Below are 26,902 nucleotides of genomic sequence, written 5' to 3'. Positions count from 1 at the left end.
GCAAACATCAAATATCTTGTGCTTTACCAAGGGAATCAATCTGTTTACTAAGAGCTAATATGTCGTTCTCCATATCTGCAATACCGCCTTCGAGCCATGAATCATAATCGTAGTAAACATTCAGAAGCTCGCTGTATTGACGTTCAAGTGTCGGAATGTCCAGAATACCTTCCACATTTTTCGAATATTTGTCTATATTGTACCTGAGTTCAGTGAGTCTTGTCTTTAGTCTTTCGGAATATATCTGCTTGAGCTTTTCCGAATCGACTTCACGTCTGTCCAGCTTTAATATATCTATTACTTCGCTGAGTTCGAATGGATACTCAGGAAATGCATTTGGTCCAAGGATATAGAATTCCATACACTCTTCACATGTCTCACATTCTACACTTAGCTCTTCTGAAGAAATGGTCTCAAGAAGATTCTCGGAAACAGCTTTTTCACACATTTTTTCAATTTCTTCGTTTAAAGGCTCATCTTCATCCCTTTCATAAGCAAGCTCTTTTACAATGCTGATCACTTCTTCATGAGTTGCTGCACCAAGGGCATCTACTATCCCTTCGAGTTCTTCCGGCTCTATCATGTGAACATCTCTCATAATCTATAACGACGGCAACTAAAAATACTTCTCAGAATATTGTCAGTATCATGTTTTTCTATCCTTGCGTCAATATTCCTTACCATCAACGGTATCTCTAGATTCATCTCATCTACTATATGTTCAGCAAGGACAATATCGCCGCAAAGGAACATCATGTCGATTTCCGCTATCGAGTTTGAAAGCAGATCTTTTAGTGCACTTCTGACTTTATCTGCGTGGTGTGAAATATCTTCATCCCGAAGTCTCTCAAAACGTCTTTGGCTAAATCCGCCCTTTGTGTGTTTTGCCTTGACGCTGCTTCTGATGACCATATCTTCGTCAAAGATGTTCTTATCTGATGATATTCCTATAAGTGATTCTCCTGCATGTGTCGCAAGTACACAGACGGTCATTTCCCGGGCTAACAGCTTTGTAAGTGGTTCTACATTGAACGATCCTGCGATCTCCAATGAACTTTTGGTTATGGGGATGGGTGGTACTATTACCTCGCAGACCAGTTTCATATTATCGTAGAATAACACATATCCAGTATTGGTATTTATCTTTTTGAGCAACTGCAATGTATCCTGGTCGAGATGGTTTGCAAGTTTTGTCTGTATCTCGTTGGTCTGCATCTGCTTATGTGTAATGTATGCAGTGATGAATGAATCGTTGCCGGAATTTATGGATGCTAATCTTTCGATGTAAGGTTCAAAAATTGTTGGTGATATCTCTTCAATAAGGGTAAATGAGTTCTCATTCGTTCCTTTGTTCTTTAGCTCTTCAAGTTGGTATGAAAGCGTTTCTACACGGACAGTAGCCTCATTCAGTTTCTGTTCAGCTTCCTGTTTTGCAGCAATGGCCTTTTTAGTGTTATTTTCGTTCTTTTCAAGTCGCGTTTTGTCTATCTCCATCTCAAGTAGATGTGACTGCAGCTTCTCTATCTCATTTTCTAACTTTTCTTTTCCTGAATAACGGTTGAATATCGAGTTCAGGTTCTCTACCACTTTTTTCTTATTGTCCATTTGACTCAAGTTAAGTTCTCCATAAATAAAAAATCTGTCATATATTCTTTAAACATTCAGTAAGGTACTTATTATTAGAATACAAACTCCATCTGATGAATACTTCACACCATCCTACCATGTGGATAAAGGGGCAGAAAAGTGCCTCTCTTTCCGGAAAGACGATAGTTCTTGCAGTAACAGGCAGTATAGGTGCAGTACGGGTCATAGAACTTGCACGTGAACTGATCCGTAATGGTGCAGATGTATATGGCGTGATGAGCGAGGCTGCACAGCATATAATCCATAAGGATGCACTTCATTATGCAACAGGGCATGAAGTGATCACTGACCTTGCCGGTGAGGTCGAACATGTGAAGTTCTGTGGTGCTGAAGGTTGTGCCGATCTTCTACTGATAGCACCGGCAACTGCTAACACTATTGGTAAGATGGCAGTTGGGGTTGATGACACTCCTGTAACTACTTTTGCGACTACCGCCATAGGTTCCGGCATTCCGGTAATAATTGTACCTGCTATGCATAATTCCATGTATGAACATCCGGCAGTGATGGAAAACATCGATAAGCTAAAGGGCTGGGATATTTCATTTGTTGGCCCTCATCTTAGTGAGGGTATTGCGAAGATCGCATCGAACGAGCAGATAGTACTTGCTGTGGAGCGTGTTCTTGGGAGTAGTGTCCTTTTTGGTAAAAAAGTGCTTATTACAAGTGGGGCGACCGCAGAATCCATTGACCCTATAAGAATAATCACCAATCGTTCTTCAGGCACTACTGGCAGGGAGATAGCACTGGAATTTTATCGGAGGGGCGCAGATGTTACTGTGGTCCACAAGGGGAAGCTCGATCTCGATGGTATCAGGGAGATACTTGTGGAAAGTGCCGGTCAGATGGTGGATGCCACATTAAAGGAACTCGAACACGATTATGACATGCTTATAAGTGCGGCAGCAATTTCTGATTATACCATTGATGCCATGGACGATAAGATCAAGTCCGGCGGCGACATCTCATTGAAGTTCAGAAGTACCCGCAAACTGATACGTGAGGTGCGTGATGCTTATCCTTACATCTCTTTAATAGGTTTCAAGGCAGAGGCATACATTTCTGAAGATGAGCTTATTGCCCGGGCAAAAGATTCGATGAAGGATGCGGATCTGGATATGGTCGTGGCCAATGAGGTAGGTACCAGCGGTATGGGTACAATTGATAACGATGTCTACATAATACCAGCTGAGAATGGTGAGATAACTCATGTCAGTGGGAACAAAAGGCTGATCGCTGAAGCATTGGCGGATAACATAGAAGATATGTTGACTAAAAGGGAATTAAATGTCAACTAAGGGTCATGTAGGCAGGGCTTTTGCTCCGGGACACATTACCGGTTTTTTTGAGATCCACGATGACCCTCTGCCTCAAAAGCGAGGTTCTACCGGCTGCGGTCTTGTTCTTGATGGGGGTATTGAGACCACCGTTTCTGAAAGTATGGGTAGGACGGAGATCATCCTTGATGGTATCCCTGTGTTAGCAGAGACCACAAGGGCTGTTGTAGATAAATTAGTTGATTTCCCGGTCAGGGTAAGTTGCACTTCCTCTATTCCGATAGGCTGTGGTTTTGGTGCTTCAGCAGCTGGTGCACTGAGCGTGGCATATGCATTGAACGAAGCCTTCTCTCTGGATCTTACTTCCAATCAGTTGTTAGAGACCGCTCATATTGCAGAGGTCACGAATGGAAGTGGGATGGGTGATGTTGAAGGTCAGTCACAGGGTGGGATACCCATCCGTCTGTCTGCAGGCTGCCCTCCGTATGGTAAGCTTGACAGGGTCCCATCTCCTCCTTTCGAGATCTTCTGTGTTGTGTTGGGTGAACTCTCCACCGGTTCTATTCTTGAGGACAGTGCTATTATGCGTGAGATAAATTCTGCTGGCAGGGAAGCTTTGCATTCATTGCTTTCAAGGCCTACGCTGGAGAATTTCATGCAACTTTCTAAACAGTTCACATTAAGATGTGGGCTTGCAAGTGAGCATCTGTTGGATGCTATCGAATCTGTGAATGCTATTGGTGGTATGTCTTCTCAGGCAATGCTGGGTGACACAATTTTTGCGATTTCAGGAGCGGCTTCTAAAATGGATATTATGTTATCCCTTAAGGAGTTCGGTGATGTCCTTACCTACAATGTTGGCTCTTGCAATCTCCTTCCTTTGGATGTTTGATCTCAGGGTATTTTGTTCGCAACATTGAAGAATACCTAACAACTATATATATATTCGAATTCAGTTTTATTTTATAAAAAAGGAGCAAAGATTATGGTAATGGAAGATGATTGGGATCCTAAAGGCCCAAAACGTACTAAAGACCCACAGATGCCGGAGATTAATATCCCTCCAATGGTGGCAAACATCCTTCGTGGTGGTGCAATAGTTCTTGTGATATTGCTGATCTTTTCGGCAGTGTTCGGATCTATATTCGTTTCAGTTGGTGCAGGACAGGTCGGAGTGAAGTTCAGTCAGTTCGGTGGTGTAATGGATGATGAACTTGGCGAAGGTTTGCATATTGTACCTCCCTGGATAAGCGTTACAAAGTATTCTGTCAGGAGCGAGATGTATACAATGAGTGGCAGAGCTGCAGAAGGTGAAGTTGTCGGAGATGACCAGATAAACGCATTGACCAATGAGGGCTTGACGCTAGGGCTTGATATCTCTGTCAGGTACAGGCTTGTTGCAGATGATGCAAGCGTTGTTCATTCAAAACTGGGTACTTCTTATGCACAGAAGATCATCAGACCTACTATCAAATCAGTTATAAGGGAAGTTGTTTCCGGTCAAACTGCCATGGCTATATATGGTGAGCAAAGGGACCTTGTGGCTACTGAAATGCAGTTGGAGATGGAAAAGGCTCTTGTTGGCGATGGTATAATAGTTGAAGAGGTTCTGCTCAGGAATGTCCAGCTTCCAACAAAGATCGCTGATGCTATTGAATCCAAGCTTCAGGCGGATCAGGATGCTCAGAGGATGATCTTCGTGAAACAGAAAGAGCAGCTCGAAGCTGAAAGAAGGATCATCGAAGCTAATGGTATTGCAAATGCTACGATCGTTGAGGCAACAGGTGAGGCAGAGGCTTTGCGTCTGGTCAATCAAGAACTTTCAAAGAACCCGAAACTTATCAACTACAAGTACATCCAGATGCTTGAGAGTCAGGAAGTGCAGACTTTGATAGTGCCTTCGGATCAGGGAATTATCCTTGATGCTACCGCGTAAGATATGTGGTAAATATGAGTGATATTCCTAAAGATCACCCTCGCTACGCTTCCCTTATGACAAGGGAGCGGATCGTCGAGGGTGTGGATATTGGAATTACCAGTCAGCAGGGACTGGTTGCACAGGGCAGAGGGGAGTGTTTCGATTACCTTGTTGGTGAGAGGACCACTACCTCTGCTTTTTTTGCAGAAAAAGTGGCGGTATGTATGCTGCTGCTTGCTGAATATCCTATTCTTTCTGTTAATGGAAATGCTGCGGCCCTTGTGCCGGAGTCCCTTGTGGAACTTTCTGAAATGGTCGGTGCTCCGCTTGAAGTGAATCTGTTCCACCGCAGTGATGAACGTGTAGCTCGTATCATTTCTCATCTTAAGCAAAAGGGTGCTTCTGAGGTGCTTGGTGGAAAGGGGGATGCAAGGCTTTCTCTGGATCATGGCAGAGCGATCGTGGACTCGGATGGTATTTACAAAGCTGATGTCGTTCTTGTTCCTCTTGAGGACGGTGATAGGTGTCAGAAGCTTGTTGATATGGGCAAGACCGTTATTGCCATAGATCTGAACCCGATGTCACGTACGTCCCGAACTGCAAGTGTAACAATTGTTGATAATGTTGTCAGAGCTCTTGGAAATATGGTTGGGCTTGCAACTGAACTAAAAGAGCTTACTCCTTTTGAAATTAAAAATATTATAAAAGAATATGACAATGAAAGGACATTGTCAGAAGCTGTTCGTGAGATCCGCGATGGGCTTGATACTATTATTATGGATAGTGAGGTTAGGCATGACCCTTATTGAAAAGACACGTCAATTCGTTGCAGATGTGCTTGCTGATGAGCCGAGCTCTCACGAGATGTCTCATATCGAACGCGTTGAGTCCACTTGTATGCTCATACAGGCTGAAGAAGGTGGTGACCTTCAGGTTATACGTCTTGCAGCTTTGCTTCATGATGTGGGTGTGGTGAAAGAGCATCGTGAAGGTGGCGATCATGCTGTGCATAGTGCTGAGATAGCGCATGACCTTCTCATGAAGGAAGGCCTTGATCCTTCTGTTGTTGATCATGTTGTTTCATGTATTTGCACGCACAGGTTCAGTCGCGGGAATATGGCAGGATCGCTGGAGGGGCAGATATTGCAGGATGCTGATCGTATCGATGCTCTTGGAGCTATCGGGATATTCAGAGCGGTAATGTCGATGGGCGCTCTGCGTAGTTTGAAACATTCCAGTGGGATCGAGAAAAGTTCATCACGGAATGCTTATGCGACAGATCCTCTGGATGGGTTTGCTGAATATATGCAAATGAAACCTTTTAAGATAATGAATGGCTTAAATACTATGGCTGCAAAGAGGATTGCAGAGGGCCGGATTAAGGTGATGCATCAATATGTTGATGCACTTAGGTCCGAAACATCGTACAAATAATAGGTATAGTGATCATATGGCTGATATCATAATTAAGAACGGTTATGTCCTGACAATGGACCCTGAGGTTGATGATATTCCAAATGGTGTCGTGGTTATAGAGGGTGGAAAGATCGTTGAAGTCGCAGAAACTACGTCTGCAACGGCGAATACTGTTATCGATGCACAAGGTGGCGTTGTTATGCCGGGTTTTGTGAATACACATACTCATGCAGGCATGACGCTTTTCAGAGGTTATGCAGATGATCTCCCGCTTGCGCAATGGCTCCAAGAACACATTTGGCCTGCTGAGGCAGAACTTACTGCTTCTGATGTACTTGCCGGTACCCGTCTTGCATGTCTGGAAATGATAAAGAGTGGAACTATTGCTTTTGCTGATATGTATTTCTTTATGGAAGAGGTCGGTAAGGCCGTGGAAGAATGTGGCCTGCGGGCAGCTCTTTCCTACGGTATGATCGAGCTTTGGGATGATGAGAAGGGAACAAACGAACTTAAAAAGGGAAGGGAATTTGTAAAAGAGTGGAATGGTAAAGCAGAGGGTAGAATATCTGTTATGTATGGGCCTCATGCGCCGAATACCTGTTCAAAAGAATTCCTTTCAAAAGTAAAAGAGCAGGCAATTGCGGATAATGTAAAGATCCATATTCATGTGCTTGAGACAGAAGCTGAACTGAATCAGATGAAAGAGCAGTATGGTATGTGCTCTGTGAATATGCTGGATACTATTGATTTCTTTGGTCCGGGTGTCCTCGCAGCACATTGTATCTGGCTTTCAGATGGGGATATGGATATTCTGGCTGATAATAATGTCAATATCGCCCATAATCCGGTGAGTAATATGAAGCTGGCATCTGGTGTTGCACCGGTTATGAAGTTGCTTGATAAAGGGGCGAATGTCTGTCTTGGTACTGATGGTTGTGCTTCAAATAATAATCTTGATATGTTCGATGAGATGAAGACTGCTGCATTGTTGCAGAAGGTGGATACCATGGACCCTACTGCACTTCCTGCAAAGCAGGTGCTTGAGATGGCTACTGTCAATGGTGCAAAAGCACTTGATATCAATAGTGGGGTGTTAAGGAAAGATTATAATGCTGATGTCATTATTATTGATATGAATAAAGCACACCTTTCTCCTTTGTTCGATGTGCCTTCTCAATTGGTATATTCAGCAACTGGAAATGACGTGAGGACCACTATTGTAAATGGTGTTGTACTTATGGATGAGCGTAAAGTGCTCTGCATGAATGAGCAACAGGTCATCAATGATGCAAAACAGGCGGCTTCTGATCTGGTTTCAAGGGTAGATGCCAAGAATTGATGTGTTTCCGCCTTATGCAATATTTAAATTTATACTGGAGATCTAAAGATGAGTGATAAAGATTTGATAGAATCCGGTGACATGAAGATCGGGTGGGTGCGCAGTCACATGCCTGTTCTTTCTATCATTCGGGAGAATTTCGAACGTGAACAGCCTTTGAAAGGGCATAAGATCGCAATGGCTTTGCATGTCGAAGCAAAGACAGCTGCTCTTGTTGAGGCACTTGCCATAGGTGGTGCTGAAGTGACTATCACAGGTTGTAATCCGTTGAGCACACAGGATGATGTTTCAGCAGCTCTCAATACGCGTGATAATATCAACTGCTATGCAAAGTATGATTGCTGCAGTGATGAATATTATGAGGCAATCGATAAAGTGCTTGATATGAAGCCTGATATCACCATTGATGATGGTGCAGACCTTATCTTCAAACTCCATACTGAGCGCACAGATCTGCTCTCTGATATTTTTGGTGGTTGTGAGGAAACAACTACTGGTATTCACAGGCTTAAGGCAATGGAAAAGGATGGGGCATTGAAGATGCCTGTTGTTGCAGTAAACGATGCAATGACTAAATTCCTTTTCGATAATAGGTATGGTACAGGTCAGTCATCATGGGATGGTATTATGAGGACCACCAATCTTCTGGTTGCTGGAAAGACCGTTGTTATAGGTGGATATGGTTGGTGTGGTAAGGGTGTTTCCCTGCGTGCTTCAGGACTTGGTGCGGATGTCATTGTGACAGAGATCGACCCTATACGTGCACTCGAGGCTCGTATGGATGGTCACCGTGTTATGTCTATGGCCGAGGCTGCAAAGTATGGTGATATATTCGTCACAACTACGGGTAATGTCGATATCCTTTCAAAGAAGCATTTTGAGGTAATGAAAGATGGTGCAATTCTTGCAAATTCAGGTCACTTCAATGTGGAGATCAATCTTGAAGAGCTGACTGCCATGGCCAGTTCTGTAAGGACGGTCAGGAAAAATATCAAGGAGTACAATGTTGCGGGTAAGAGGATTAATGTTCTTGCAGATGGTAGACTTGTTAATCTTGCAGCAGGCGATGGTCATCCTGCAGAGGTCATGGATATGAGCTTTGCAAATCAGGCACTATGTGTCAAATATATTGCTGAGACCAAACTTGAGAATGGTGTACATCCTGTTCCGCATGATCTTGATATGTATGTTGCTGAATTGAAATTAAAATCAATGGGCATTGAAATTGATAAACTTGAACCTCATCAGACCGAATATATGGAAGGATGGGATTGCGGGACATAATGTCCTGCAATTTTTTTGATTTAGTCGTTTTTTTAGCTGATATTTATTTGCGTTTGATATTCAAGTAATTAGCAGGTGATTCTTGATGTCAATGTTTATATGGGTGGATGCATATAATGGAATTCCTTAAGATGCAACATTTGACTGTCTTTGTGAATATTAGTGCAACTTTTTCTGTAAGTTGTTATTCAGGCTGAATATTTTTTGCAAAGATAAGTTTGGCATGTTATCTGTCTGATAACTGCGCTTGATCATAATAAAGGCTGCATTCTCAATTCCTCCTGCTACAAAAGACCCAACTTCGTAAAAAGTAAAAATAATCGCATATATATTTATTGGCTATTCCATACATCTTTCATCTTTATTTCAGGATATATTTTGTATGTTTATATGTGGTAGGTTCACTCCAAAATTATGTGCAATGCACAATGGGTATCTTTATATATTAGTATTCCTTTGTTACCTCGCTGTATGAGGTGGCATTCATGGTGCTAGTGCAGTGATCGCCGTGGGCTTGTAGCTTAGTCAGGCAGAGCGTCTGGCTTTTAACCAGACGGTCTAGGGTTCAAATCCCTACAAGCCCGCCAGCAATCTGGAAATATATTGCTTGCATATTTTTTAGGAGGAGTAAATTTGAGTAAGTTCAGCCTGCTTGACCACGAATTAATCCCCCATCATGAAATTATGGATGAGGATGATCTGAAAACTGTTCTAACACATTATAATGTTGAAAGGGAGCAGTTACCGAAGTTGAAAGTAACAGATCCTATCGCACTGGAAATTGGTGCGGAGCCTGGTGATGTTGTGAAGGTTATTCGCAAAAGCCAGACAGCAGGTGAAGCACTTTATTACAGATATGTTATAGGGTGAAACGAGGTTTTTATATTTGAAAGATCTTGTTTATTCTTTATTCACTTATTTTAGTTGCTTTTTAATGCATTGTTTCGAGAGTGCATTCGACCGAGTTGATACTGTGGCCTGCAATATGGTCGCAGTGACCAATAATTCCAATCATTTTTCTATTCTAAAATCCAATTAATTAAAAGAGGGTGCTATCATCGCGTTAGACACGAGCGTATTATCAGAAGCCTATTTCACAAAGGACAAGATTGTGCAGCATCACATCGACTCTTATAACAAGTTTGTCAAACATGGTCTTCAGAAGATCATTAATGAACAAGGTATAATCGAGACCGATCTCGAGGATATCTATGTCAAACTTGGTAAGATAAGGGTGGAACATCCAGTAGTAAAAGAAGCCGATGGTGCAATTGAGAAATTGTATCCAAACGAGGCAAGGTTGCGTAACCTTTCTTATTCGGCTCCTCTTTTCCTGGAAATGTCTGTTGTACAGAATGGTGAGGAAGGAGAGCCAAAGGAAGCAAAGGTCGGCCAGCTTCCTGTTATGATCAAATCAGATATCTGTAACCTTGTTGGTATTAGTGATGCTGAAATGGTCCAGCATGGTGAGGACCCACTTGATCCTGGGGGATATTTCATTGTCAATGGTACAGAACGTGTCGTGATGACACTTGAGGACCTCGCTCCTAACAAGATCCTTACTGAGCTTGGTGAGCGTTATGGGGACTCTATTGAAGTTTCAAAGGTATTCTCTCAGAGGAGAGGTTACAGGGCACTGGTAGTTGTAGAAAGAGGCAGGAAATCCCTTTTGGAGATTTCATTCCCATCGATCTCCGGACGTATCAATTTCATTACATTGATGCGAGCTCTGGGGGTTGAGACTGATGAAGATGTCGCAAAGATCGTTTCAACTGACCCTGAGATTATGAAATTCATGTTCGAGAACCTTGAAGAGGCAGAGGTCTTCACAATAGAAGATGCTATTGAGAAGATCGGTGGTCGCGTGGCTTCCGGCCAGGCAAGGGAATACCAGATGAAGCGTGCGAACTATGTTATCGACCGTTATCTTCTTCCGCATCTTGGCAACGATCCTGCTGACAGGATACCAAAAGCACATTTCCTTGGTAGAATGGCAGAATCATGCTTCGAGCTTGCTCTTAAAAGGCGCTCTGATGATGACAAGGATCACTACTCTAACAAGAGGCTTAAGCTAACAGGTGACCTTATGGAGGATCTTTTCCGGGTAGCTTTCAACCGTCTTGCACGTGATGTGAAGTACCAGCTTGAAAGGGCTAACATGAGGAACAGGGAACTGAATGTCGCGACACTTGTGCGTGCGGATGTTCTTACCGACCGTCTTCAGCACCCTCTTGCCACTGGTAACTGGGTTGGCGGAAGAAGTGGTGTATCACAGTTGCTTGACCGCACAGATTACATTTCAACTCTTTCTCACTTAAGGCGTGTCATTTCTCCACTTTCAAGGGCGCAACCTCACTTTGAGGCCCGTGATCTTCACCCAACCCAGTGGGGACGTCTTTGTCCTTCAGAGACTCCGGAAGGTCCGAATTGTGGTCTTGTGAAGAACTTTGCTCAGATGGTCGAACTTTCGACTGGTCTGGAGGATAAAGATGTTGTTAAAAATGTCCTCTATGGGCTTGGTGTAGCCCATGTGGAGCTCTACGTTCCAGAAATTATATTGGAACTGGCTGCTGATGTGGATTATGAGGAAGATCTGGAACTGGCACCTCATACGGATACCGATGAACCTGCTGAGAAGGTCGAGGTTAAAGCAGAGCCTGGACCTAACGATGTTGACTATCATGAATTCATGGATGAAAATGCCGATCCCGTGGGCGGCGATGAGACGGAGGCACAATAATGGTTGAAGCAAAAGTCTTCCTCGATGGGGAACTTATCGGAACTCACAATGATCCGGTAGAGCTTGTCGAGAGTATTAGGGGGCAGCGCCGTAGTGGCATGTTGCCTCACCAGTTGAATGTAACGCTTTATGAGGATATTCATGAAGTGATCCTCAGTTCTGATATAGGTCGTGCAAGAAGGCCTGCAATAGTTGTTGAAAATGGTGTCCCGTCGATCACGGCAGAGTATGTCGAGAAAGTCCGGGATGGTGAGATCTCGTTCCGCGATCTTCTGGACATGGGATATGTTGAATATCTGGATGCTGAGGAGGAAGAGAATGCATTCATTGGTCTTTATGAAGAAGACCTTACTCCTAACCACACTCATCTAGAGATCGATCCTTCCTTGATGCTTGGTATCTGTACCGGTATGGTTCCATATCCTGAGCACAATGCTTCTCCGAGGAACACGATGGGTGCAGCTATGATCAAGCAGTGTATAGGAGTTTCTTCATCCAACCTGAAACTTAGGCCTGATACACGTGCGCATGTGCTTCACTATCCGCAGAAGGCAATGACACGCACTCAGACCTGTGATGCTATCCATTTCGATGAGCGTCCTGCTGGGCAGAACTTCGTTGTCGCTGTCATGTCCTACGAAGGGCATAACATTGAGGATGCACTGGTTTTCAATAAAGGTTCCATTCAGAGAGGACTTGGAAGAAGCCACTTCCTGAGGACCTTCGAAGGTGAAGAACGCCGTTATCCTGGTGGACAGGAAGACAAGTTCGAGATCCCTGATTCTGAGTTCAGAGGTGCCCGTAGTGCAGATGCATATGCAAACCTCGACATTGACGGTCTTGTAAATCCTGAGACTGTTGTAGGTCCAAATGATGTGCTTATTGGTAAGACAAGTCCTCCAAGGTTCCTTGAAGAACAGTCTGACTTTGGTATAACCATTGAACAGCGCAGAGAAAGTGCAATTACGATGCGCTCGAACGAGAAAGGTATTGTTGATACTGTTATTCTTACTGAATCTATCAATGGTACAAGGCTCGCAAAGGTGAAAATCAGGGATGAAAGGATCCCTGAGATCGGTGACAAGTTCGCATCAAGACACGGTCAGAAGGGTGTTATCGGATTGATAGTTCCGTATCATGATATGCCATTTACGGAACTGGGTATGGTTCCTGATCTTGTTATTAATCCTCATGCTATCCCTTCACGTATGACCGTTGCTCACGTTCTGGAAATGATCGGTGGGAAACTCGGTTCTCTTGAAGGTCAGCGTAAGTGGGGCACTGCATTCTCCGGTGATATGGAGGATGGTATTCGCGATGGGCTTAAGAATCGTGGTTTCTCACATACAGGGAAAGAGGTGTTCTGTGATGGTGTTACTGGTAAGAAGATCCAGGCGGATGTTTTTGTTGGTGTTATCCTTTACCAGAAACTCCACCACATGGTCGCATCAAAGATCCATGCAAGGTCCAGAGGCCCTGTGCAGGTATTGACCCGTCAGCCAACCGAGGGTCGTGCTCGCGAAGGTGGTCTTAGGTTTGGTGAGATGGAAAGGGATGTACTGATCGGGCACGGTGCTGCGATGACCTTGAAGGAAAGGCTTCTCGATGAGTCTGACAAGGTCGTAGAACTTGTATGCGCTCAATGTGGTATGGTGGCAACTTTTGACAGGACTCGTAATATCAGATACTGTTCGAACTGTGGTGCTGAAACGGATATTCACCCGGTGGAAATGAGTTATGCTTTCAAGTTGCTTCTTGATGAGATCAAATCCCTTGGGGTTGCTCCAAGACTTAGACTTGATGATGCGGTGTGATAATAATGCAGATGGATAATATGGTACCCTCAATACCAAAGAGGATCGGTGCGATCAAATTCGGTTTGATCTCTCCGCGAGAAGTACGTAAAATGAGTGTTACATCGATCATAACTGCGGATACCTATGATGATGACGGTTATCCGATAGACATGGGTCTTATGGACCTTCGTCTTGGTGTGATCGACCCTGGACTTAAATGTAAATCATGTGGAAGCCGTGCTGGAGAATGCCCTGGTCATTTCGGGCATATCGAACTTGTAGCACCTGTTATTCACGTTGGTTTCAATAAGATCCTTCGTAAGATCTTACGTTCGGTCTGTTGTAAATGCAGTTCCCTTCTACTCGAAGAAAGTAAAAAGAGGGACTTCCTTGAACAGCTGGCCAAGCAAAAGGATATGGGCCACCTTCCTGATGATGTTATTAATAATGTCTTCAAGGAAGCAAGGAAGTCAAAGACATGCCCTTATTGTAATGAGGAGCAGCTCGATATAAAGTTCGAGAAGCCAAGTGAGTACATTGAGAATGGTCATAAGCTGACCCCTACCGAGATACGGGACAGGTTTGAGAACATCTCTGATGATGATATCCGTGTAATGGGGATGAACCCTGATACTGCTCGTCCTGAATGGATGATCCTTACAGTTCTTCCGGTACCTCCGGTCACTGTGAGGCCATCCATCACGCTTGAATCCGGTCAGCGCAGTGAGGATGATCTGACCCACAAGCTCGTGGACATCATTCGTATAAACCAGCGTTTCCAGGAGAATAGGGATGCTGGTGCTCCTCAGCTTATTATTGAGGATCTTTGGGAGCTCTTACAATATCACCTTACAACCTATTTCGATAATGAGGTTTCAGGTGTACCTCCTGCAAGGCACAGGTCAGGAAGGCCACTGAAAACATTGACCCAGCGTCTTAAGGGTAAGGAAGGACGTTTCAGAGGAAGTCTGTCGGGTAAGCGTGTGAACTTCTCTGCACGTACTGTGGTATCTCCTGATCCCAACCTTAGTATTAATGAAGTTGGTGTTCCCCTTTCTATTGCACAACATATGACAATTCCTGTAAGGGTCATTTCAAAGAACATTGATCTTATGCGGGAATATGTTCGCCGTGGACGTGAAGTTCATCCGGGTGCGAATTATGTTATCCGTGATGATGAACGTCGTATCAAGGTCACAGAGCTCAACAAAGAAGAACTTCTTGAGAAGCTCGAGCCTGGGTGGAGCATTGAAAGGCAGATGCAGGATGGAGATATTGTACTGTTCAATAGGCAGCCTTCACTGCACAAGATGAGTATCATGGCACATCGCGTAAAGGTACTTCCTAATAAGACCTTCAAGCTCAATCCGGCTGTATGTCCGCCATACAATGCTGATTTTGATGGTGATGAGATGAACATGCACGTTCTTCAGACCGAAGAGTCACGTGCAGAGGCAAGTATCCTTATGCAGGTTCAGGAAAATATCCTTTCCCCGCGTTTCGGTGGTCCTATCATCGGTGGTATCCACGATCACATTTCCGGTCTGTTCCTTTTGACAAGGAATGAAAAGTTCATCAGTAAGAACGATGCACTGGAGCTTCTCCGTAAGTCTGAATTGCGTGTGCTTCCAGAGCCTGCTGGTCATCTTGAAGATGGTGAGCCTTATTGGAACGGAAAGCAGATCTTCAGTCAGATCCTTCCTAAGGGACTTTATGTCGAGTTCCCTGCGCAGGTATGTTTCAAGTGTGATACCTGTAAGAAAGGGGACTGTGAGTACGATGCTTATGTTGTCATCGAAGATGGTGAACTTATCAAAGGTACTATCGATGAGCAGGCAATCGGTGCGTTCAAAGGACGTGTTCTTGATAAGGTCGTTAAAGAATTCGGTACCACCGCAGGTGCAAAGTTCGTAGATGATTTCACAAGGCTTGCTATCAGGGGTGTTATGCACACAGGACTGAGCTTTGGTATCAGTGATGAGGATATTCCGTTAGAAGCCAAGGAAGGCATTGCTATAAGGCTACAGGATGCTGAAAAAGAGGTGGCTGAACTTGTTCAGGCGTATGAGAACAAGGAGCTTGAAGCTTTGCCGGGCAGGACCCTTGATGAGACCATTGAAATGAGGATCATGCAGACTCTGGGTAAAGCCAGGGATGATACTGGAGGAATGGCTGATAAGAGTCTTGGTCTTGAGAACTCTGCGGTTATAATGGCAAGGTCTGGTGCTCGTGGTTCTATTTTGAACTTGACACAGATGGCGGCTTGTGTCGGTCAGCAGGCGGTTCGTGGTGAGCGTATAAGAAGAGGTTATGCAGGAAGGACTCTCCCTCACTTCGATAAGGGTGACCTTGGTGCTGATGCTCACGGTTTCGTGAAAGCAAGTTACAAGAGCGGATTGAATCCTACTGAGTATTTCTTCCACGCAATTGGTGGTCGTGAAGGTCTTGTGGATACTGCGGTCCGTACTTCTCAGTCAGGTTACCTTCAGAGGCGTCTTGTGAATGCGCTGCAGGACCTTGAGGTGCAGTATGATGGTTCTGTGCGTGAGACGAGAGGTGTCATTGTACAATTCAAGTACGGTGAAGATGGTATCGACTCCACAAAGAGTGATTATAGTAAGCCTGAAGCAATACACCGTGTTGTCAGGTCTGTTACAGGTAAGGAGGTGGCATAATGTCCATCAGTGAAGCTACTATCGATTCTATGATAAGCGGTCTTCCGCTTCCAATGACGACACTTGCTACGTTAAGAAAGGATGTAGTTGGTGTCGGTGTCACGAAAAAAGAAATGGAAGAGATCATCGAACGTGTCATGGCAGACTACAATTATGCATGCGTTGAGCCATGTGAAGCGGTTGGTGTGGTCTCTGCACAGTCCATTGGTGAACCTGGCACTCAGATGACCATGCGTACTTTCCACTACGCTGGTGTGGCTGAGATCAACGTTACGTTGGGTTTGCCACGTCTTATCGAGATCGTGGATGCAAGGAAGACTCCAAGTACTCCGATGATGACCGTCGCTCTTGCTAAAGAGCACGCTGCAGACAGGGACTTCGCAAGGAAGGTTGCATGGGAGATCGAAGCTACTCATATCGAGCATCTGGCGGACGTTACGACCGATCTTGCTAACATGAACCTTATCCTCGATCTTAACGAGAAGATGCTCTTGCAGAGGGACATTGATGTTGATGCCATTGCTGAGAAACTCGCAGAGGGTCTTAAAGTAAATGTAAAGATCCCCAGTGAGGTTGCAAATCAGATCATTGTGATCCCGAAGGAACCTCTATACAGGGATCTGCTCCAGCTTGCCAAGAACATTCATGGTATCACTTTGAAAGGTATTGAGGGTATCAAGAGGGTAGTTATCAGAAAGGATGGTGATGAATACACTCTTTACACTGAAGGCTCCATGCTTAAGGAGATTCTCGAAGTCGAAGGTATAGACCTTTCAAGGACCTCTACTAACAATATTGGTGAGATCTATGAAGTGTTCGGCATTGAAGCTGCTCGTTTTGCCATCATTAAGGAAGCCAGTGACACTCTGCGTGAGCAGGGTCTTACTGTGGATATCCGCCACCTCATGCTTGTGTCGGACATCATGACTTGTGATGGAGAGGTAAAGCAGATCGGTCGTCACGGTATTTCCGGTGAGAAGGCCAGTGTGTTTGCCCGTGCAGCGTTCGAGGTTACTGTTAATCACTTGCTTGATGCCGGTATGCGCGGTGATATCGATGAACTTAATGGTGTTACTGAGAACATTATTGTCGGTCAGCCGATCAAGCTCGGTACTGGTGATGTTCACCTGGTTGCAAGAAATCCTCTCAAAAATCTTTAAGAGCATTGGGCTGCAACCAGAAAGTAGATATAAGGATTCAGATATTAGAATACAAATCTCAAATTGACAATATAGATGGGTTGATGTAAAATGGATATTAATATTGATAAAGCACTTATCAAAGTTATCAGGACAGGTACTGTTATCATGGGTGCGAACCGCACTATTGAGGCAGCAGTTAAAAACGAAGCAAAGATGGTAGTTCTTGCATCCAACTGCCCTGCAAACATAAGAGATCAGATAGAGGCAACCAGCGTACCTATTTTAAATTATGCTGGTACAGGTGTTGATCTAGGTCCTGTATGTGGTAAGGCATTTACCATTGCTACCATGGCAATCATGGATGCAGGCGAATCCGATATACTTGCAGTTATTTAATCAGGAGTTGTATCATTTGGGTGAGATCAGACTTTCAACAGAATGTATCAGATACATTGCACTGTTTGAAAGTGTGACTCACGCTTCTATTAAGGATTGCATTATCGATGACGATAGGGTCATTTATGTCGTAAATACTGGTGACATGGGTGCAGCTATTGGGAAATGTGGGGATAATCTCAATCGGGTGAAACTGTCCGTTGACAAACACATTGAACTCATCGAATATTCGGCCGAACCGGTTACATTTATAAAGAATGCTTTCGGTACTGTGTCTGTTAGGTCTGTCAGAATATCCAGTAAAGGCGATAAGAATATTGCCTATGTGGATGTGGCAGCAAATGAAAAAGGACTTGCTATAGGGCGTAACGGAAGCAATATCGATAAGATTAAAAGGGTAGTAGGTCGCCATCACTATATCGATGATGTCATCTTACAGTGAACTGCTGTTCACACAAATGATCAAATTCAACTGATTTATTACGAAAATTTACGGAAAATTAATTGGGAGGATAATATATGCCAAATGGAAAGTATGCAGCTCACAGACTTCAGCAGGTTCGCAAAGATGCTAGGTGGAAAGACACCGGGTACAGCAGGCGTACCTTAGGTCTGGATATTAAATCTGACCCTCTAAGTGGTGCGCCACAGGGTCGTGGAATAGTACTTGAGAAGGTAGGTGTCGAGGCAAAACAGCCTAACTCCGCTATCAGGAAATGTGTTAGGATCCAGTTGATCAAGAACGGTCGTCAGGCAACAGCTTTCTGTCCCGGTGATGGTGCTATCAATTTTATTGATGAGCACGATGAAGTGACCGTAGAAAGAATAGGTGGCCGTATGGGTGGTGCAATGGGTGATATTCCTGGCGTGCGCTTCAAGGTCATTGCTGTGAACAATGTATCATTGAGAGAAATGGTCATTGGCAGAAAGGAAAAACCAAGGAGATAATTCCATGTACAAGTTATTCGGAAAGTGGGACCTTACAGAGGTCGAAGTCGCTGACGCTGGTATCAAGAGATATGTCAACCTCGATCCTGTTATCGTGCCACATACATCAGGTAAACACGCAAGGCAGCAGTTCAACAAGTCCGACATTACAATCGTCGAGCGTCTTGTGAACAATGTAATGCGTAATGCACAGAACACCGGTAAGAAGCAGATCGCTCTTCGTATTGTGGATGAGGCTTTTGACATCGTTAACTCGAAGACAAAGAAGAATCCTGTTCAGGTTCTCGTAGAAGCTGTTTCAAATGCTGGTCCAAGGGAAGAAGTTGTCAGACTTAAATACGGTGGTATCTCTGTACCAAAGGCAGTTGATACAGCTCCACAGAGGCGTGTTGACCATGCATTGAGAAATATATCAATAGGTTCTAATCAGACAGCTTTCAAATCAAAGCGCTCTGCAGCAGAATGTCTTGCATCCGAGCTCATCGCAGCTTCTAACCGTGATGCAAAGTGCTTTTCCATCAACAGAAAGGATGGAAAGGAAAGAGTCGCAAAGGCAGCACGTTAATCGTGTTCCTTTTTTATTTTATATAATTATTCAATTGTAGGTTTTATCATGGGACGAAGGAAGAAAATGGTTGAGCGTGTTACAGCGCTGATGAGCAATCCATTAATGATCAGGAACATCGGTATTGTAGCTCACATCGATCACGGAAAAACAACTCTTTCAGATAACCTCCTCGCAGGCGCTGGGATGATCTCCAAGGAGCTCGCAGGCCGCCAGTTGTTCATGGATTCTGACGCAGAGGAGCAGGAAAGAGGTATCACGATCGACTCCTCTAACGTGTCAATGGTGCACGAATATGAGGGCAAGGAATATCTTATCAATCTTATTGACACACCTGGTCACGTTGACTTTGGTGGCGATGTAACCCGTGCAATGCGTGCAGTAGATGGCGCTGTAGTTGTCATCGATGCTGTTGAAGGTACAATGCCTCAGACCGAAACCGTTCTGAGACAGGCACTGAAAGAGCACGTAAAGCCGGTACTTTTCATTAACAAGGTAGACCGTCTTATCAACGAGTTGCAGGTCGATGATCAGGAGATGCAGATCAGGCTCGGAAAGCTCATCGATCACGTAAACAAGCTTATCAAAGGTATGAACGAAGAGCGCTATAACGCAGGCTGGAGAGTAGATGCAGCTGAGGGTACTGTAGCATTCGGTTCCGCTCTTTACAACTGGGCTATCAGTGTCCCTATGATGAAGAAGACCGGTGTAAGCTTTAGTGAAGTTTTCAATTACTGCCGTGAAGAAGACATGAAGTCACTTGCTGAAAAATGTCCACTCCACGAAGCAGTTAACGATATGGTTATCAGATTCCTTCCAAGTCCTATCGATGCACAGAAGGGCAGGGTCGGAGCTATCTGGCATGGTGACCATGAGTCCGGTATCGGTAAGCAGATGTCTGTTGCAGATGCCAAGGGAGATGTTGCTTTCATGGTAACTGATATTAGCATGGACCCACACGCAGGAGAAGTTTCAACAGGTAGACTTTTCAGCGGTTCACTTTCCCGTGGTATGGAAGTTTACGTTTCAGGTGCATCAAAGACGAACAGAATCCAGCAGGTCGGTGTTTTCATGGGCCCTGAGAGGCTTGAAGTTGATGCGATCCCTGCAGGTAACATTGCAGCGGTAACAGGTCTCAGGGATGCATTTGTAGGTGCCACAGTAACCACACTTGAAGGTATGGAGCCTTTCGAGAGCATCAAGCACGCAAGTGAACCTGTAGTTACTGTTGCAGTCGAAGCAAAGCACATGAAGGACCTTCCAAAGCTCGTTGAAGTTCTTCGCCAGGTCGCTAAAGAAGACCCAACACTCAAGATAACTCTTGATGAAGAGACCGGTGAGCACTTAATGGCTGGTATGGGTGAACTTCACCTTGAGGTCATTGCTCACAGGATCGAGCGTGACAAAGGTGTGGAGATCACAACAACACCTCCACTTGTCGTATATCGTGAGACCATCACAGGTACAGCAGGTCCTGTGGAAGGTAAATCCCCTAACAGGCACAACAGATTCTATGTTATCGTCGAGCCACTGGAGCCAGAAGTCCGTGAGCTTATACGCAATGACGAGATCTCCATGAGGATGCCTGAAGTTGAGAGAAGGGAGAAGCTCATGGCAGCAGGTCTTAATAAAGATGAAGCAAAGAAGATCGTAAATATCTTCGAGAGCAATGCTTATTTCGATATGACAAAGGGCATTCAGTACCTGAACGAAACAATGGAGCTTATCATTGAGGGATTCACCGAGGTCATGAAGGCTGGACCACTTTCCAAGGAACCATGCATGGGTGTCAAAGTAAAGCTCATGGATGCAAAACTCCATGAGGACGCTGTCCACAGAGGCCCTGCACAGGTAATTCCTGCATCAAGACAGGCAATCCAGGCTGCAATGCTTATGGCTGATGATACGCTCTTTGAACCATATCAGAAGGTATTCATCCAGGTCCCGCAGGAGCAGATGGGTGGAGCAACCAAGGAGATCCAGGGCCGTCGCGGTGTCATTATAGACATGACTTCCGAAGGGGATACAACCGTCATCGAGTCCAAAGCACCAGTTTCAGAGCTATTCGGATTCGCTGGTGATATCAGATCCGCAACAGAAGGTCGAGCAATGTGGAGTACAGAGTTCGCAGGTTTCGAACCACTTCCAATGAGTCTCATGACCGAAGTTGTTACAGGTATCCGCAAGCGAAAAGGACTCAAGGCAGCTTTGCCACAGGCAGAAGACTTTATGAGCATGTAAGGTGGATGTAAATCCATCTTTTTTCTACCTGAGACAATTCGCTGGAAAGGTTTAATAGTAGAAACAACCATTATGCTCAAAATTACAGATTATACCAATTAAAAATAAAGGAGAATATTATCATGGCTGATAAACCACATATGAACTTAGCAGTTATCGGACACGTTGACCACGGTAAATCAACATTTGTCGGAAGGTTGATGTTCGAGACAGGCGCAGTACCTGCACACCTTATCGAGAAATATAAGGCAGAAGCAAAAGAGAAGGGTAAGGAATCCTTCGCATTTGCATGGGTCATGGACACACTCAAGGAAGAGCGTGAGAGAGGAGTTACCATCGATATCTCACACAAGAGATTCGATACCGACAAGTACTACTTTACAGTAGTTGACTGCCCAGGCCACAGAGATTTCGTAAAGAACATGATCACTGGTGCTTCCCAGGCAGATGCAGCTGTTCTTGTAGTTGCAGCACCTGATGGGGTAATGGCACAGACAAAGGAGCACGTTTTCCTTTCCAGGACCCTTGGTATCAACCAGCTTATCGTTGCTATTAACAAGATGGACGCAGCTAAATACAGCGAGGACAGATACAACGAGGTCAAGAAAGAAGTATCACAGCTCCTCGGTATGGTAGGATTCAAGGCAGACGATGTCCCATTCATTCCAACTTCCGCATTCGAAGGCGACAACATAACAAAATCAAGCGCTAACACTCCATGGTACACTGGTCCAGCATTGCTTGAATGCCTCAATAATCTTACAGTGCCAAGTAAGCCAGATACACTTCCACTCCGTATCCCAGTACAGGATGCATACACCATTTCCGGTATCGGTACCGTTCCAGTAGGTAGGGTAGAGACCGGTATCATGAAAAAGGGCCAGAAGGTCACCTTCATGCCAAGCGGCGCAACTGGTGAGGTCAAGTCAATTGAGATGCACCACGAAGAATGGGATCAGGCTGTACCTGGTGACAACATCGGTTGGAACGTAAGAGGTATTGGAAAGAACGACGTCAGGAGAGGTGACGTATGTGGTCCTGCAGATAAGCCACCATCGGTAGCTGATGAGTTCACCGGACAGATCGTTGTCCTTCAGCACCCATCCGCTATCACAGTCGGATACACACCGGTATTCCACTGCCACACAGCTCAGACTGCCTGTACTCTCATGGCCATCAACAAGAAGTTGGATCCAAAGAGCGGTCAGGTCAAGGAAGAGAACCCAACCTACATCAAGGCTGGAGATGCAGCTATCGTTACGATCAAGCCAACAAGGCCAATGTGCATTGAGCCTGTAAGTGAGATTCCACAGCTCGGCAGATTCGCTATCCGTGATATGGGTATGACGATCGCTGCGGGCATGTGCATGAGTGTTACACAGAAGAAATAACACTCTTCACTTTTTTTTATAGGAGGAAAAAATGGCACAGAAAGCAAGAATACGATTATCAGGCACAAGTCCTGTAAACCTCGATGGTGTTTGCGACCAGGTGAAAGCCATTGCAAACCGCACTGGAGTAAGCATATCCGGTCCAGTTCCACTTCCAACAAAGAAGTTGGTAGTTCCTGTAAGGAAGAGCCCAAGTGGCGATGGTACAGCAACATGGGACCACTGGGAAATGCGTGTCCACAAAAGACTTATTGACATTGCAGCTGATGAGCGTGCACTTAGACAACTCATGAGGATTCAGGTTCCAAAAGATATCAGTATTGAGATCGTACTCCAGAATTGAGCACGATTGAAAAACGACTTGAATTAGTTACAGATATTTATCTGTAACATTTCTCCTCCTACTTTGCTTACTTCTCATTTTTTCTTACTTATTTAAGCTTATATTTTTATAGTAATAATTATAAAACAGTGTTTGTTGTTCTATATTCAAATGTTTAGCATTTGAGAGGTAATTATCATGACCAATGCTTTAGATACAAATGAAGAAATGATTTTAAAAGTTCTGGAAGATTCTGAAGAGCCATTAAGACCTGGCGATGTTGCAGAAGCTACTGGCATTGACAATAAGCTGGTTAGTAAATCACTCGCCAGTCTCAAGAAAAAAGGTCTTGTATGCTCTCCAAAAAGATGCTATTATGATATTACGAATTAAAAAATATTAATGTTACACGATTATTTGTGTAACATTTTTTAGTTATACTATCACTGATTCGATGGTTTTGTTGGAATTGCAAAAGTGAATGAGCTACCTTTTTCGTAACTATTCAGCCTACCTATAATCAATCCTGTATGACCAACCTTTACACAAAAAGATTAGAAGCTCAAACAATTGTTGGAATAAATGGCATTCCAGCAATTGCATTTCGAATTGCATCCATCACAGGAATCTGATTCTTCTTAACAGTAGAAATGTAACTTCTTACCCGCGAGAAAATTAATGCTCCTTGCATACTTCGGAATGTACCCGATATCTTCTGCTGTACTTTCATCATTCTCACATCCCTTTCTGCAAGATTATTCTCAAATGGAACTTTTAGATCATGCATAAACCTGAGAATATCATTTTTATAACCAATAAACCGATCCAGCAGATTTTTTGCTGTGGTTTGTTTAGTTCTTCCTCGCTTCTTTGATTTGGCTTGAAGTTGAGGATTTTCTTCTATCCCAATATGAATAATCTGGCCGTACCAATCTTCAAACTCTTTAATTCTCTCTGGTTTCATACAACCAGACATTCCTCGGATCTGGTCAACTGACTTTTTGACATCAATAAGTAGAATATTCATAGCTTTTGACCACAATTGATTATCGTTCTCGCTTACACTTGTTAATTCTCGCAATAGATGAGCATTACAGATCGAATGATCACAATCATATTTGTAATATGATTTCCAGAAATCATGAACTACTGTACCATTGAAATTTGGTAAGATTCCCATCGCATTCATTGCGTCAGAGCCTCTTTTTTGATGAGGATAATAACATGTCATTTTGTTTGTAGAAGCAACATGTAACCACTGTCGTTTTCCTTCTATCCTCATACCAGTTTCATCACAATTTATCACAGGAGATTCTATTAAGAAGTTCTTGATCTGCTGTTCGAAATCTTCAAGTTTTTCAAAACATGTCTTTTCTGCCCTGGCCAAAGTAGCGGGACTTATTTCACATCCACAAACATCAGCTAGCAATTCACAGCTGCGTTCATAAGGAAGTAATTGATAATCATGTAAGTAGACTGCTAATGATGCAAGACGCAAGCCATATTGCGTGGGTTGTTTAACCTTTTCTGAAAAAGTAGCTTTGTTCTTGCAACCGCAGTGAGGACAGGACTTGATTTCAGCACGATGTTCTGTTACTTGAAGTTTAATGGGAGGTATGTCAAATACTTGCCTTTTTTCATGATCTTTAACTTCTATATCTTCAAGCGATCTTTCACAATTGCTACATTTGTGTACTTTGTGAATTATAACTTCGTCAGGAACATCTACCATTCTGAGAGTAGTTCCAGGATGGTCTTTCTGACCACCTGGTTTCTTTCCACTCTTTTTTCGTCTGCTTTTTGTTTTTGGTTTCTCATTAATAAAAACATCAGTTGAAGGTGGTTTACTGCTGTTTCGGCTGTTTTTTTTGAGTTGCTCTTCCAATTTTTTAACTCGTTCTTCGAGTTCGGTTATTCTGGCAGCTTGTAGTTCTATGATCCTTTGTTGTTCAGCAATGATGTCGTACAATGTAGTGACAAGAGTGACAACTGCTTCGGGACCTTGTTCATAAACTGCTAGGATTTCTTTGCGTTTCGTGTTCATTCACCTCCTGTTTGGCAAAACCAATTGATTTTTTGGGTGTGAACTTAAATAGAATGCTACTACTTACTTTTTTCGTAAAAATCCATGTCAGAAGATGAAATAAATTGAGGTGGGGGGATTTTAGCACGCAAAGGTGGCTGAATAGTTACCCTTTTTCTAACTCACTTTTTATTGCAAGGCCACCGCCATGTAATTCTGCAATCTTTTTTATAATGTATAATCCTATTCCCAACCCACCGTAAACGCGGGTGGAAGAGGCATCCAGCTGATTAAATGGCTTGAATAACCTCTTGATATCTTCTTCTGTTATCCCTATTCCTCTATCTGTGACCTTGAATGCTATCATTTCATCAACAGACTCAAGACTTACTTCCACATGCTGGGTTTTATCTGAGAATTTAATAGCATTCTCTATTAGGTGAAGTACTGATTTTTCGACCTTGTTAATATCAACTATAATATTTTCGATGTTCGTTAATATCTCAAAAGATACCATTTCAGCTTGATCCGGAAGTTTTTCTTTGATATCTTCCTTTAAGTCCTCGATTAAGTCTCCAAGGCTGATGGTCTTATAGTTTATTTCAATATTTCCTGATTCGATCTTTGATATCTCGAGTATTGAATTGATAATTTCCAGAAGCTTTTTTCCACTTATAAAAATATTGTTCAGATATTTATCCTGTTTATCATTTAAATCTCCAAACTTTTTTTCAATAAGGATTTCCGAAAAACCTATAATTGCATTAAGAGGCGTTCTAAGCTCATGGCTCATATTTGCTATGAACTCACTCTTTGTCCGATTGGCATCTTCCGCCATATGCTTAGCATTTAATAGAGCTTCCTCCACCTGTTTACGTTCCGTAATGTCTTCTCCGGCCAGTATGTAGCCATTCGTGTTCCCATTCTCATCCTTCAATTGCGTGCATTTCCAGGAGCATAACTTATTCTGTTTTTCTTTTGTATTTATGGCACATTCAAATGGAGTCGATAAAGCATTTTCAGAACACGAAAATGTAAATGTTTGAGCTACAGAATCACGTATTTCTTCTGGAACTACCATTTCAAACCAGTTTCGATTGAGCAACTCATGTTCTTTATATCCCAGAAGTCCACAGGCTTTTTTATTTACAAGTGATATTCTGTGATCATTGTCAATGACGATTATCGCAACCCCTGCTACATCCAGATAATGCTGAGCTTTTTCTTTTTGTTTCATGAGCTCGAATTCGATCACCTTAAGTTGAGCAATATTAACCATTATTCCATTGATCCCAACAACCTTTCCATTCTTTAGAATACCTCTTGATGAAGTATGTACATAGGTTATGTTGCCTGTTTTTGATACTACTCTGAACATATACGGTTTGTGTTCACCTTCGAGGGTAAGGTCAATATCCTGAAGCAATCCTGGAAGATCATCTGGATGGATGTACTGCATAAAAGAAGTGCCCATTACTTCTTCCGCTCTGTACCCTGTAAAATCTTCAATAGCAGGGCTAATGTATGTGAAATTACCTTGTTCATTGATGCTGAATATAACATCATTGAGATTTTCAATGTGCAATTTATTGAACTCTTCTATCTCTTCTATTTTTTTGTTAGCAAGCTTGAGTTTTGTTCGGAGTTCATCAGCCTCATCGAGTTCATTTTCCTTTTTTGAGATCTCCATATTTGATACCGCTATGTTGCTTTCACTTATGATTATTTATTAGCACTATATGCAAATCTTAATATAAGTACCTTTAACTGTTTTTCATCGAC

Annotated in this window: 24 protein-coding genes and 1 tRNA gene; 21 read left to right on the top strand and 4 right to left on the bottom strand. The window is 43.5% G+C overall.

Translation table 11 applies throughout. The features are described 5' to 3' along the window. Window positions 1-7 precede the first annotated feature (7 nt). Both MBUR_RS06115 and MBUR_RS06110 read right to left on the bottom strand, forming a co-directional pair. Window positions 8-598: a DUF7109 family protein gene (locus MBUR_RS06115; protein ID WP_011499258.1), complete on the bottom strand. Its 591-nt coding sequence runs from the start codon at window positions 596-598 to the stop codon at window positions 8-10. Further along, window positions 595-1,605 carry a Vms1/Ankzf1 family peptidyl-tRNA hydrolase gene (locus tag MBUR_RS06110; protein ID WP_048063278.1) on the bottom strand — a complete coding sequence of 337 codons (1,011 nt, stop codon included), beginning with the start codon at window positions 1,603-1,605 and terminating at the stop codon, window positions 595-597. The genes MBUR_RS06115 and MBUR_RS06110 overlap by 4 nt, the downstream gene beginning before the upstream one ends. 95 nt (window positions 1,606-1,700) lie before the next feature. Here MBUR_RS06110 and coaBC point away from each other — a divergent pair, with 95 nt between their 5' ends. The 21 genes from coaBC to MBUR_RS06005 all read left to right on the top strand — a co-directional run bounded on the left by coaBC (window position 1,701) and on the right by MBUR_RS06005 (window position 23,490). Then, entirely contained in the window at window positions 1,701-2,945 is a 1,245-nt protein-coding gene (gene coaBC / locus MBUR_RS06105; protein ID WP_011499256.1) for a bifunctional phosphopantothenoylcysteine decarboxylase/phosphopantothenate--cysteine ligase CoaBC, read from the top strand. After that, entirely contained in the window at window positions 2,935-3,816 is an 882-nt protein-coding gene (locus MBUR_RS06100; RefSeq protein ID WP_011499255.1) for a pantoate kinase, read from the top strand. Before coaBC ends, MBUR_RS06100 begins: the two co-directional genes overlap by 11 nt. Window positions 3,817-3,909: 93 nt before the next feature. Beyond that, entirely contained in the window at window positions 3,910-4,860 is a 951-nt protein-coding gene (locus MBUR_RS06095) for a prohibitin family protein (RefSeq protein ID WP_011499254.1), read from the top strand. 14 nt (window positions 4,861-4,874) lie between these two features. Then, window positions 4,875-5,651, top strand: a complete 777-nt coding sequence (locus MBUR_RS06090) for a 4-phosphopantoate--beta-alanine ligase (protein ID WP_011499253.1) — start codon at window positions 4,875-4,877, stop codon at window positions 5,649-5,651. Further along, the gene (locus tag MBUR_RS06085; protein ID WP_011499252.1) at window positions 5,638-6,276 is read left to right on the top strand and encodes an HD domain-containing protein; all 639 of its coding nucleotides are present in this window, start codon (window positions 5,638-5,640) and stop codon (window positions 6,274-6,276) included. The genes MBUR_RS06090 and MBUR_RS06085 overlap by 14 nt, the downstream gene beginning before the upstream one ends. Window positions 6,277-6,292: 16 nt before the next feature. Further along, window positions 6,293-7,597 (top strand): amidohydrolase family protein, encoded by a 1,305-nt coding sequence (locus tag MBUR_RS06080; RefSeq protein ID WP_011499251.1) that lies wholly within the window; start codon window positions 6,293-6,295, stop codon window positions 7,595-7,597. A gap of 48 nt (window positions 7,598-7,645) precedes the next feature. Beyond that, window positions 7,646-8,881 (top strand): adenosylhomocysteinase, encoded by a 1,236-nt coding sequence (locus tag MBUR_RS06075; RefSeq protein WP_011499250.1) that lies wholly within the window; start codon window positions 7,646-7,648, stop codon window positions 8,879-8,881. A 510-nt stretch (window positions 8,882-9,391) separates the two neighbouring features. Next, window positions 9,392-9,468, top strand: a tRNA-Lys gene (locus tag MBUR_RS06070). A 46-nt stretch (window positions 9,469-9,514) separates the two neighbouring features. Next, on the top strand, window positions 9,515-9,751 hold the full coding sequence (locus tag MBUR_RS06065) for a DNA-directed RNA polymerase subunit H (RefSeq protein ID WP_011499249.1): 237 nt from the start codon (window positions 9,515-9,517) through the stop codon (window positions 9,749-9,751). A gap of 241 nt (window positions 9,752-9,992) precedes the next feature. Further along, window positions 9,993-11,621 carry a DNA-directed RNA polymerase subunit B'' gene (locus MBUR_RS06060; protein WP_011499248.1) on the top strand — a complete coding sequence of 543 codons (1,629 nt, stop codon included), beginning with the start codon at window positions 9,993-9,995 and terminating at the stop codon, window positions 11,619-11,621. Further along, the gene (gene rpoB / locus MBUR_RS06055) at window positions 11,621-13,435 is read left to right on the top strand and encodes a DNA-directed RNA polymerase subunit B (RefSeq protein WP_011499247.1); all 1,815 of its coding nucleotides are present in this window, start codon (window positions 11,621-11,623) and stop codon (window positions 13,433-13,435) included. Before MBUR_RS06060 ends, rpoB begins: the two co-directional genes overlap by 1 nt. 11 nt (window positions 13,436-13,446) lie before the next feature. Next, entirely contained in the window at window positions 13,447-16,092 is a 2,646-nt protein-coding gene (locus MBUR_RS06050) for a DNA-directed RNA polymerase subunit A' (protein WP_048063563.1), read from the top strand. Next, a complete protein-coding gene (gene rpoA2, locus MBUR_RS06045) occupies window positions 16,092-17,252 on the top strand; it encodes a DNA-directed RNA polymerase subunit A'' (RefSeq protein ID WP_011499245.1) in 1,161 nt (386 codons plus the stop codon). Before MBUR_RS06050 ends, rpoA2 begins: the two co-directional genes overlap by 1 nt. 90 nt (window positions 17,253-17,342) lie before the next feature. Then, entirely contained in the window at window positions 17,343-17,630 is a 288-nt protein-coding gene (locus tag MBUR_RS06040) for a 50S ribosomal protein L30e (RefSeq protein ID WP_011499244.1), read from the top strand. 16 nt (window positions 17,631-17,646) lie between these two features. Further along, complete coding sequence (locus tag MBUR_RS06035) at window positions 17,647-18,072, top strand: NusA-like transcription termination signal-binding factor (RefSeq protein ID WP_011499243.1); 426 nt, start codon at window positions 17,647-17,649, stop codon at window positions 18,070-18,072. A gap of 77 nt (window positions 18,073-18,149) precedes the next feature. Continuing rightward, a complete protein-coding gene (locus MBUR_RS06030; RefSeq protein WP_011499242.1) occupies window positions 18,150-18,578 on the top strand; it encodes a 30S ribosomal protein S12 in 429 nt (142 codons plus the stop codon). Window positions 18,579-18,582: 4 nt separating this feature from the next. Then, on the top strand, window positions 18,583-19,143 hold the full coding sequence (locus tag MBUR_RS06025; protein WP_011499241.1) for a 30S ribosomal protein S7: 561 nt from the start codon (window positions 18,583-18,585) through the stop codon (window positions 19,141-19,143). 48 nt (window positions 19,144-19,191) lie between these two features. Further along, entirely contained in the window at window positions 19,192-21,384 is a 2,193-nt protein-coding gene (locus MBUR_RS06020; protein ID WP_011499240.1) for an elongation factor EF-2, read from the top strand. Window positions 21,385-21,503: 119 nt separating this feature from the next. Continuing rightward, a complete protein-coding gene (gene tuf, locus MBUR_RS06015; protein ID WP_048063277.1) occupies window positions 21,504-22,775 on the top strand; it encodes a translation elongation factor EF-1 subunit alpha in 1,272 nt (423 codons plus the stop codon). Between the two features lie 31 nt (window positions 22,776-22,806). Continuing rightward, window positions 22,807-23,118: a 30S ribosomal protein S10 gene (gene rpsJ / locus MBUR_RS06010; protein ID WP_011499238.1), complete on the top strand. Its 312-nt coding sequence runs from the start codon at window positions 22,807-22,809 to the stop codon at window positions 23,116-23,118. 177 nt (window positions 23,119-23,295) lie between these two features. Next, window positions 23,296-23,490 carry a winged helix-turn-helix domain-containing protein gene (locus tag MBUR_RS06005; RefSeq protein ID WP_011499237.1) on the top strand — a complete coding sequence of 65 codons (195 nt, stop codon included), beginning with the start codon at window positions 23,296-23,298 and terminating at the stop codon, window positions 23,488-23,490. 169 nt (window positions 23,491-23,659) lie between these two features. Here the strand turns inward: MBUR_RS06005 and MBUR_RS06000 are convergent, their stop codons facing one another. Together MBUR_RS06000 and MBUR_RS12985 are read right to left on the bottom strand one after the other, a co-directional pair. Next, complete coding sequence (locus MBUR_RS06000; RefSeq protein WP_011498778.1) at window positions 23,660-25,141, bottom strand: IS66-like element ISMbu5 family transposase; 1,482 nt, start codon at window positions 25,139-25,141, stop codon at window positions 23,660-23,662. Between the two features lie 145 nt (window positions 25,142-25,286). Then, on the bottom strand, window positions 25,287-26,810 hold the full coding sequence (locus tag MBUR_RS12985) for a sensor histidine kinase (protein WP_011499236.1): 1,524 nt from the start codon (window positions 26,808-26,810) through the stop codon (window positions 25,287-25,289). Window positions 26,811-26,902: the final 92 nt, after the last annotated feature.

The organism is Methanococcoides burtonii DSM 6242 (assembly GCF_000013725.1).
GTDB lineage: Archaea > Halobacteriota > Methanosarcinia > Methanosarcinales > Methanosarcinaceae > Methanococcoides > Methanococcoides burtonii.
Note: the sequence above shows the minus strand (reverse complement) of the source record. Positions and strands in the feature narration are given on the sequence as shown.

Excerpts from the sequence above, each read along its gene's own strand:
- MBUR_RS12985 (WP_011499236.1), bottom strand. The coding sequence starts at position 26,810 with ATGGAGATCTCAAAAAAGGAAAATGAACTCGATGAGGCTGATGAACTC.
- MBUR_RS06030 (WP_011499242.1), top strand. The coding sequence starts at position 18,150 with ATGCCAAATGGAAAGTATGCAGCTCACAGACTTCAGCAGGTTCGCAAA.
- MBUR_RS06090 (WP_011499253.1), top strand. The coding sequence starts at position 4,875 with ATGAGTGATATTCCTAAAGATCACCCTCGCTACGCTTCCCTTATGACA.
- MBUR_RS06050 (WP_048063563.1), top strand. The coding sequence starts at position 13,447 with ATGGATAATATGGTACCCTCAATACCAAAGAGGATCGGTGCGATCAAA.
- MBUR_RS06080 (WP_011499251.1), top strand. The coding sequence starts at position 6,293 with ATGGCTGATATCATAATTAAGAACGGTTATGTCCTGACAATGGACCCT.
- MBUR_RS06100 (WP_011499255.1), top strand. The coding sequence starts at position 2,935 with ATGTCAACTAAGGGTCATGTAGGCAGGGCTTTTGCTCCGGGACACATT.
- MBUR_RS06115 (WP_011499258.1), bottom strand. The coding sequence starts at position 598 with ATGAGAGATGTTCACATGATAGAGCCGGAAGAACTCGAAGGGATAGTA.
- MBUR_RS06040 (WP_011499244.1), top strand. The coding sequence starts at position 17,343 with ATGGATATTAATATTGATAAAGCACTTATCAAAGTTATCAGGACAGGT.
- rpoB (WP_011499247.1), top strand. The coding sequence starts at position 11,621 with ATGGTTGAAGCAAAAGTCTTCCTCGATGGGGAACTTATCGGAACTCAC.
- MBUR_RS06085 (WP_011499252.1), top strand. The coding sequence starts at position 5,638 with ATGACCCTTATTGAAAAGACACGTCAATTCGTTGCAGATGTGCTTGCT.
- MBUR_RS06025 (WP_011499241.1), top strand. The coding sequence starts at position 18,583 with ATGTACAAGTTATTCGGAAAGTGGGACCTTACAGAGGTCGAAGTCGCT.
- coaBC (WP_011499256.1), top strand. The coding sequence starts at position 1,701 with ATGAATACTTCACACCATCCTACCATGTGGATAAAGGGGCAGAAAAGT.
- MBUR_RS06000 (WP_011498778.1), bottom strand. The coding sequence starts at position 25,141 with ATGAACACGAAACGCAAAGAAATCCTAGCAGTTTATGAACAAGGTCCC.
- MBUR_RS06005 (WP_011499237.1), top strand. The coding sequence starts at position 23,296 with ATGACCAATGCTTTAGATACAAATGAAGAAATGATTTTAAAAGTTCTG.
- rpsJ (WP_011499238.1), top strand. The coding sequence starts at position 22,807 with ATGGCACAGAAAGCAAGAATACGATTATCAGGCACAAGTCCTGTAAAC.
- MBUR_RS06095 (WP_011499254.1), top strand. The coding sequence starts at position 3,910 with ATGGTAATGGAAGATGATTGGGATCCTAAAGGCCCAAAACGTACTAAA.
- MBUR_RS06110 (WP_048063278.1), bottom strand. The coding sequence starts at position 1,605 with ATGGACAATAAGAAAAAAGTGGTAGAGAACCTGAACTCGATATTCAAC.
- rpoA2 (WP_011499245.1), top strand. The coding sequence starts at position 16,092 with ATGTCCATCAGTGAAGCTACTATCGATTCTATGATAAGCGGTCTTCCG.
- MBUR_RS06075 (WP_011499250.1), top strand. The coding sequence starts at position 7,646 with ATGAGTGATAAAGATTTGATAGAATCCGGTGACATGAAGATCGGGTGG.
- MBUR_RS06020 (WP_011499240.1), top strand. The coding sequence starts at position 19,192 with ATGGGACGAAGGAAGAAAATGGTTGAGCGTGTTACAGCGCTGATGAGC.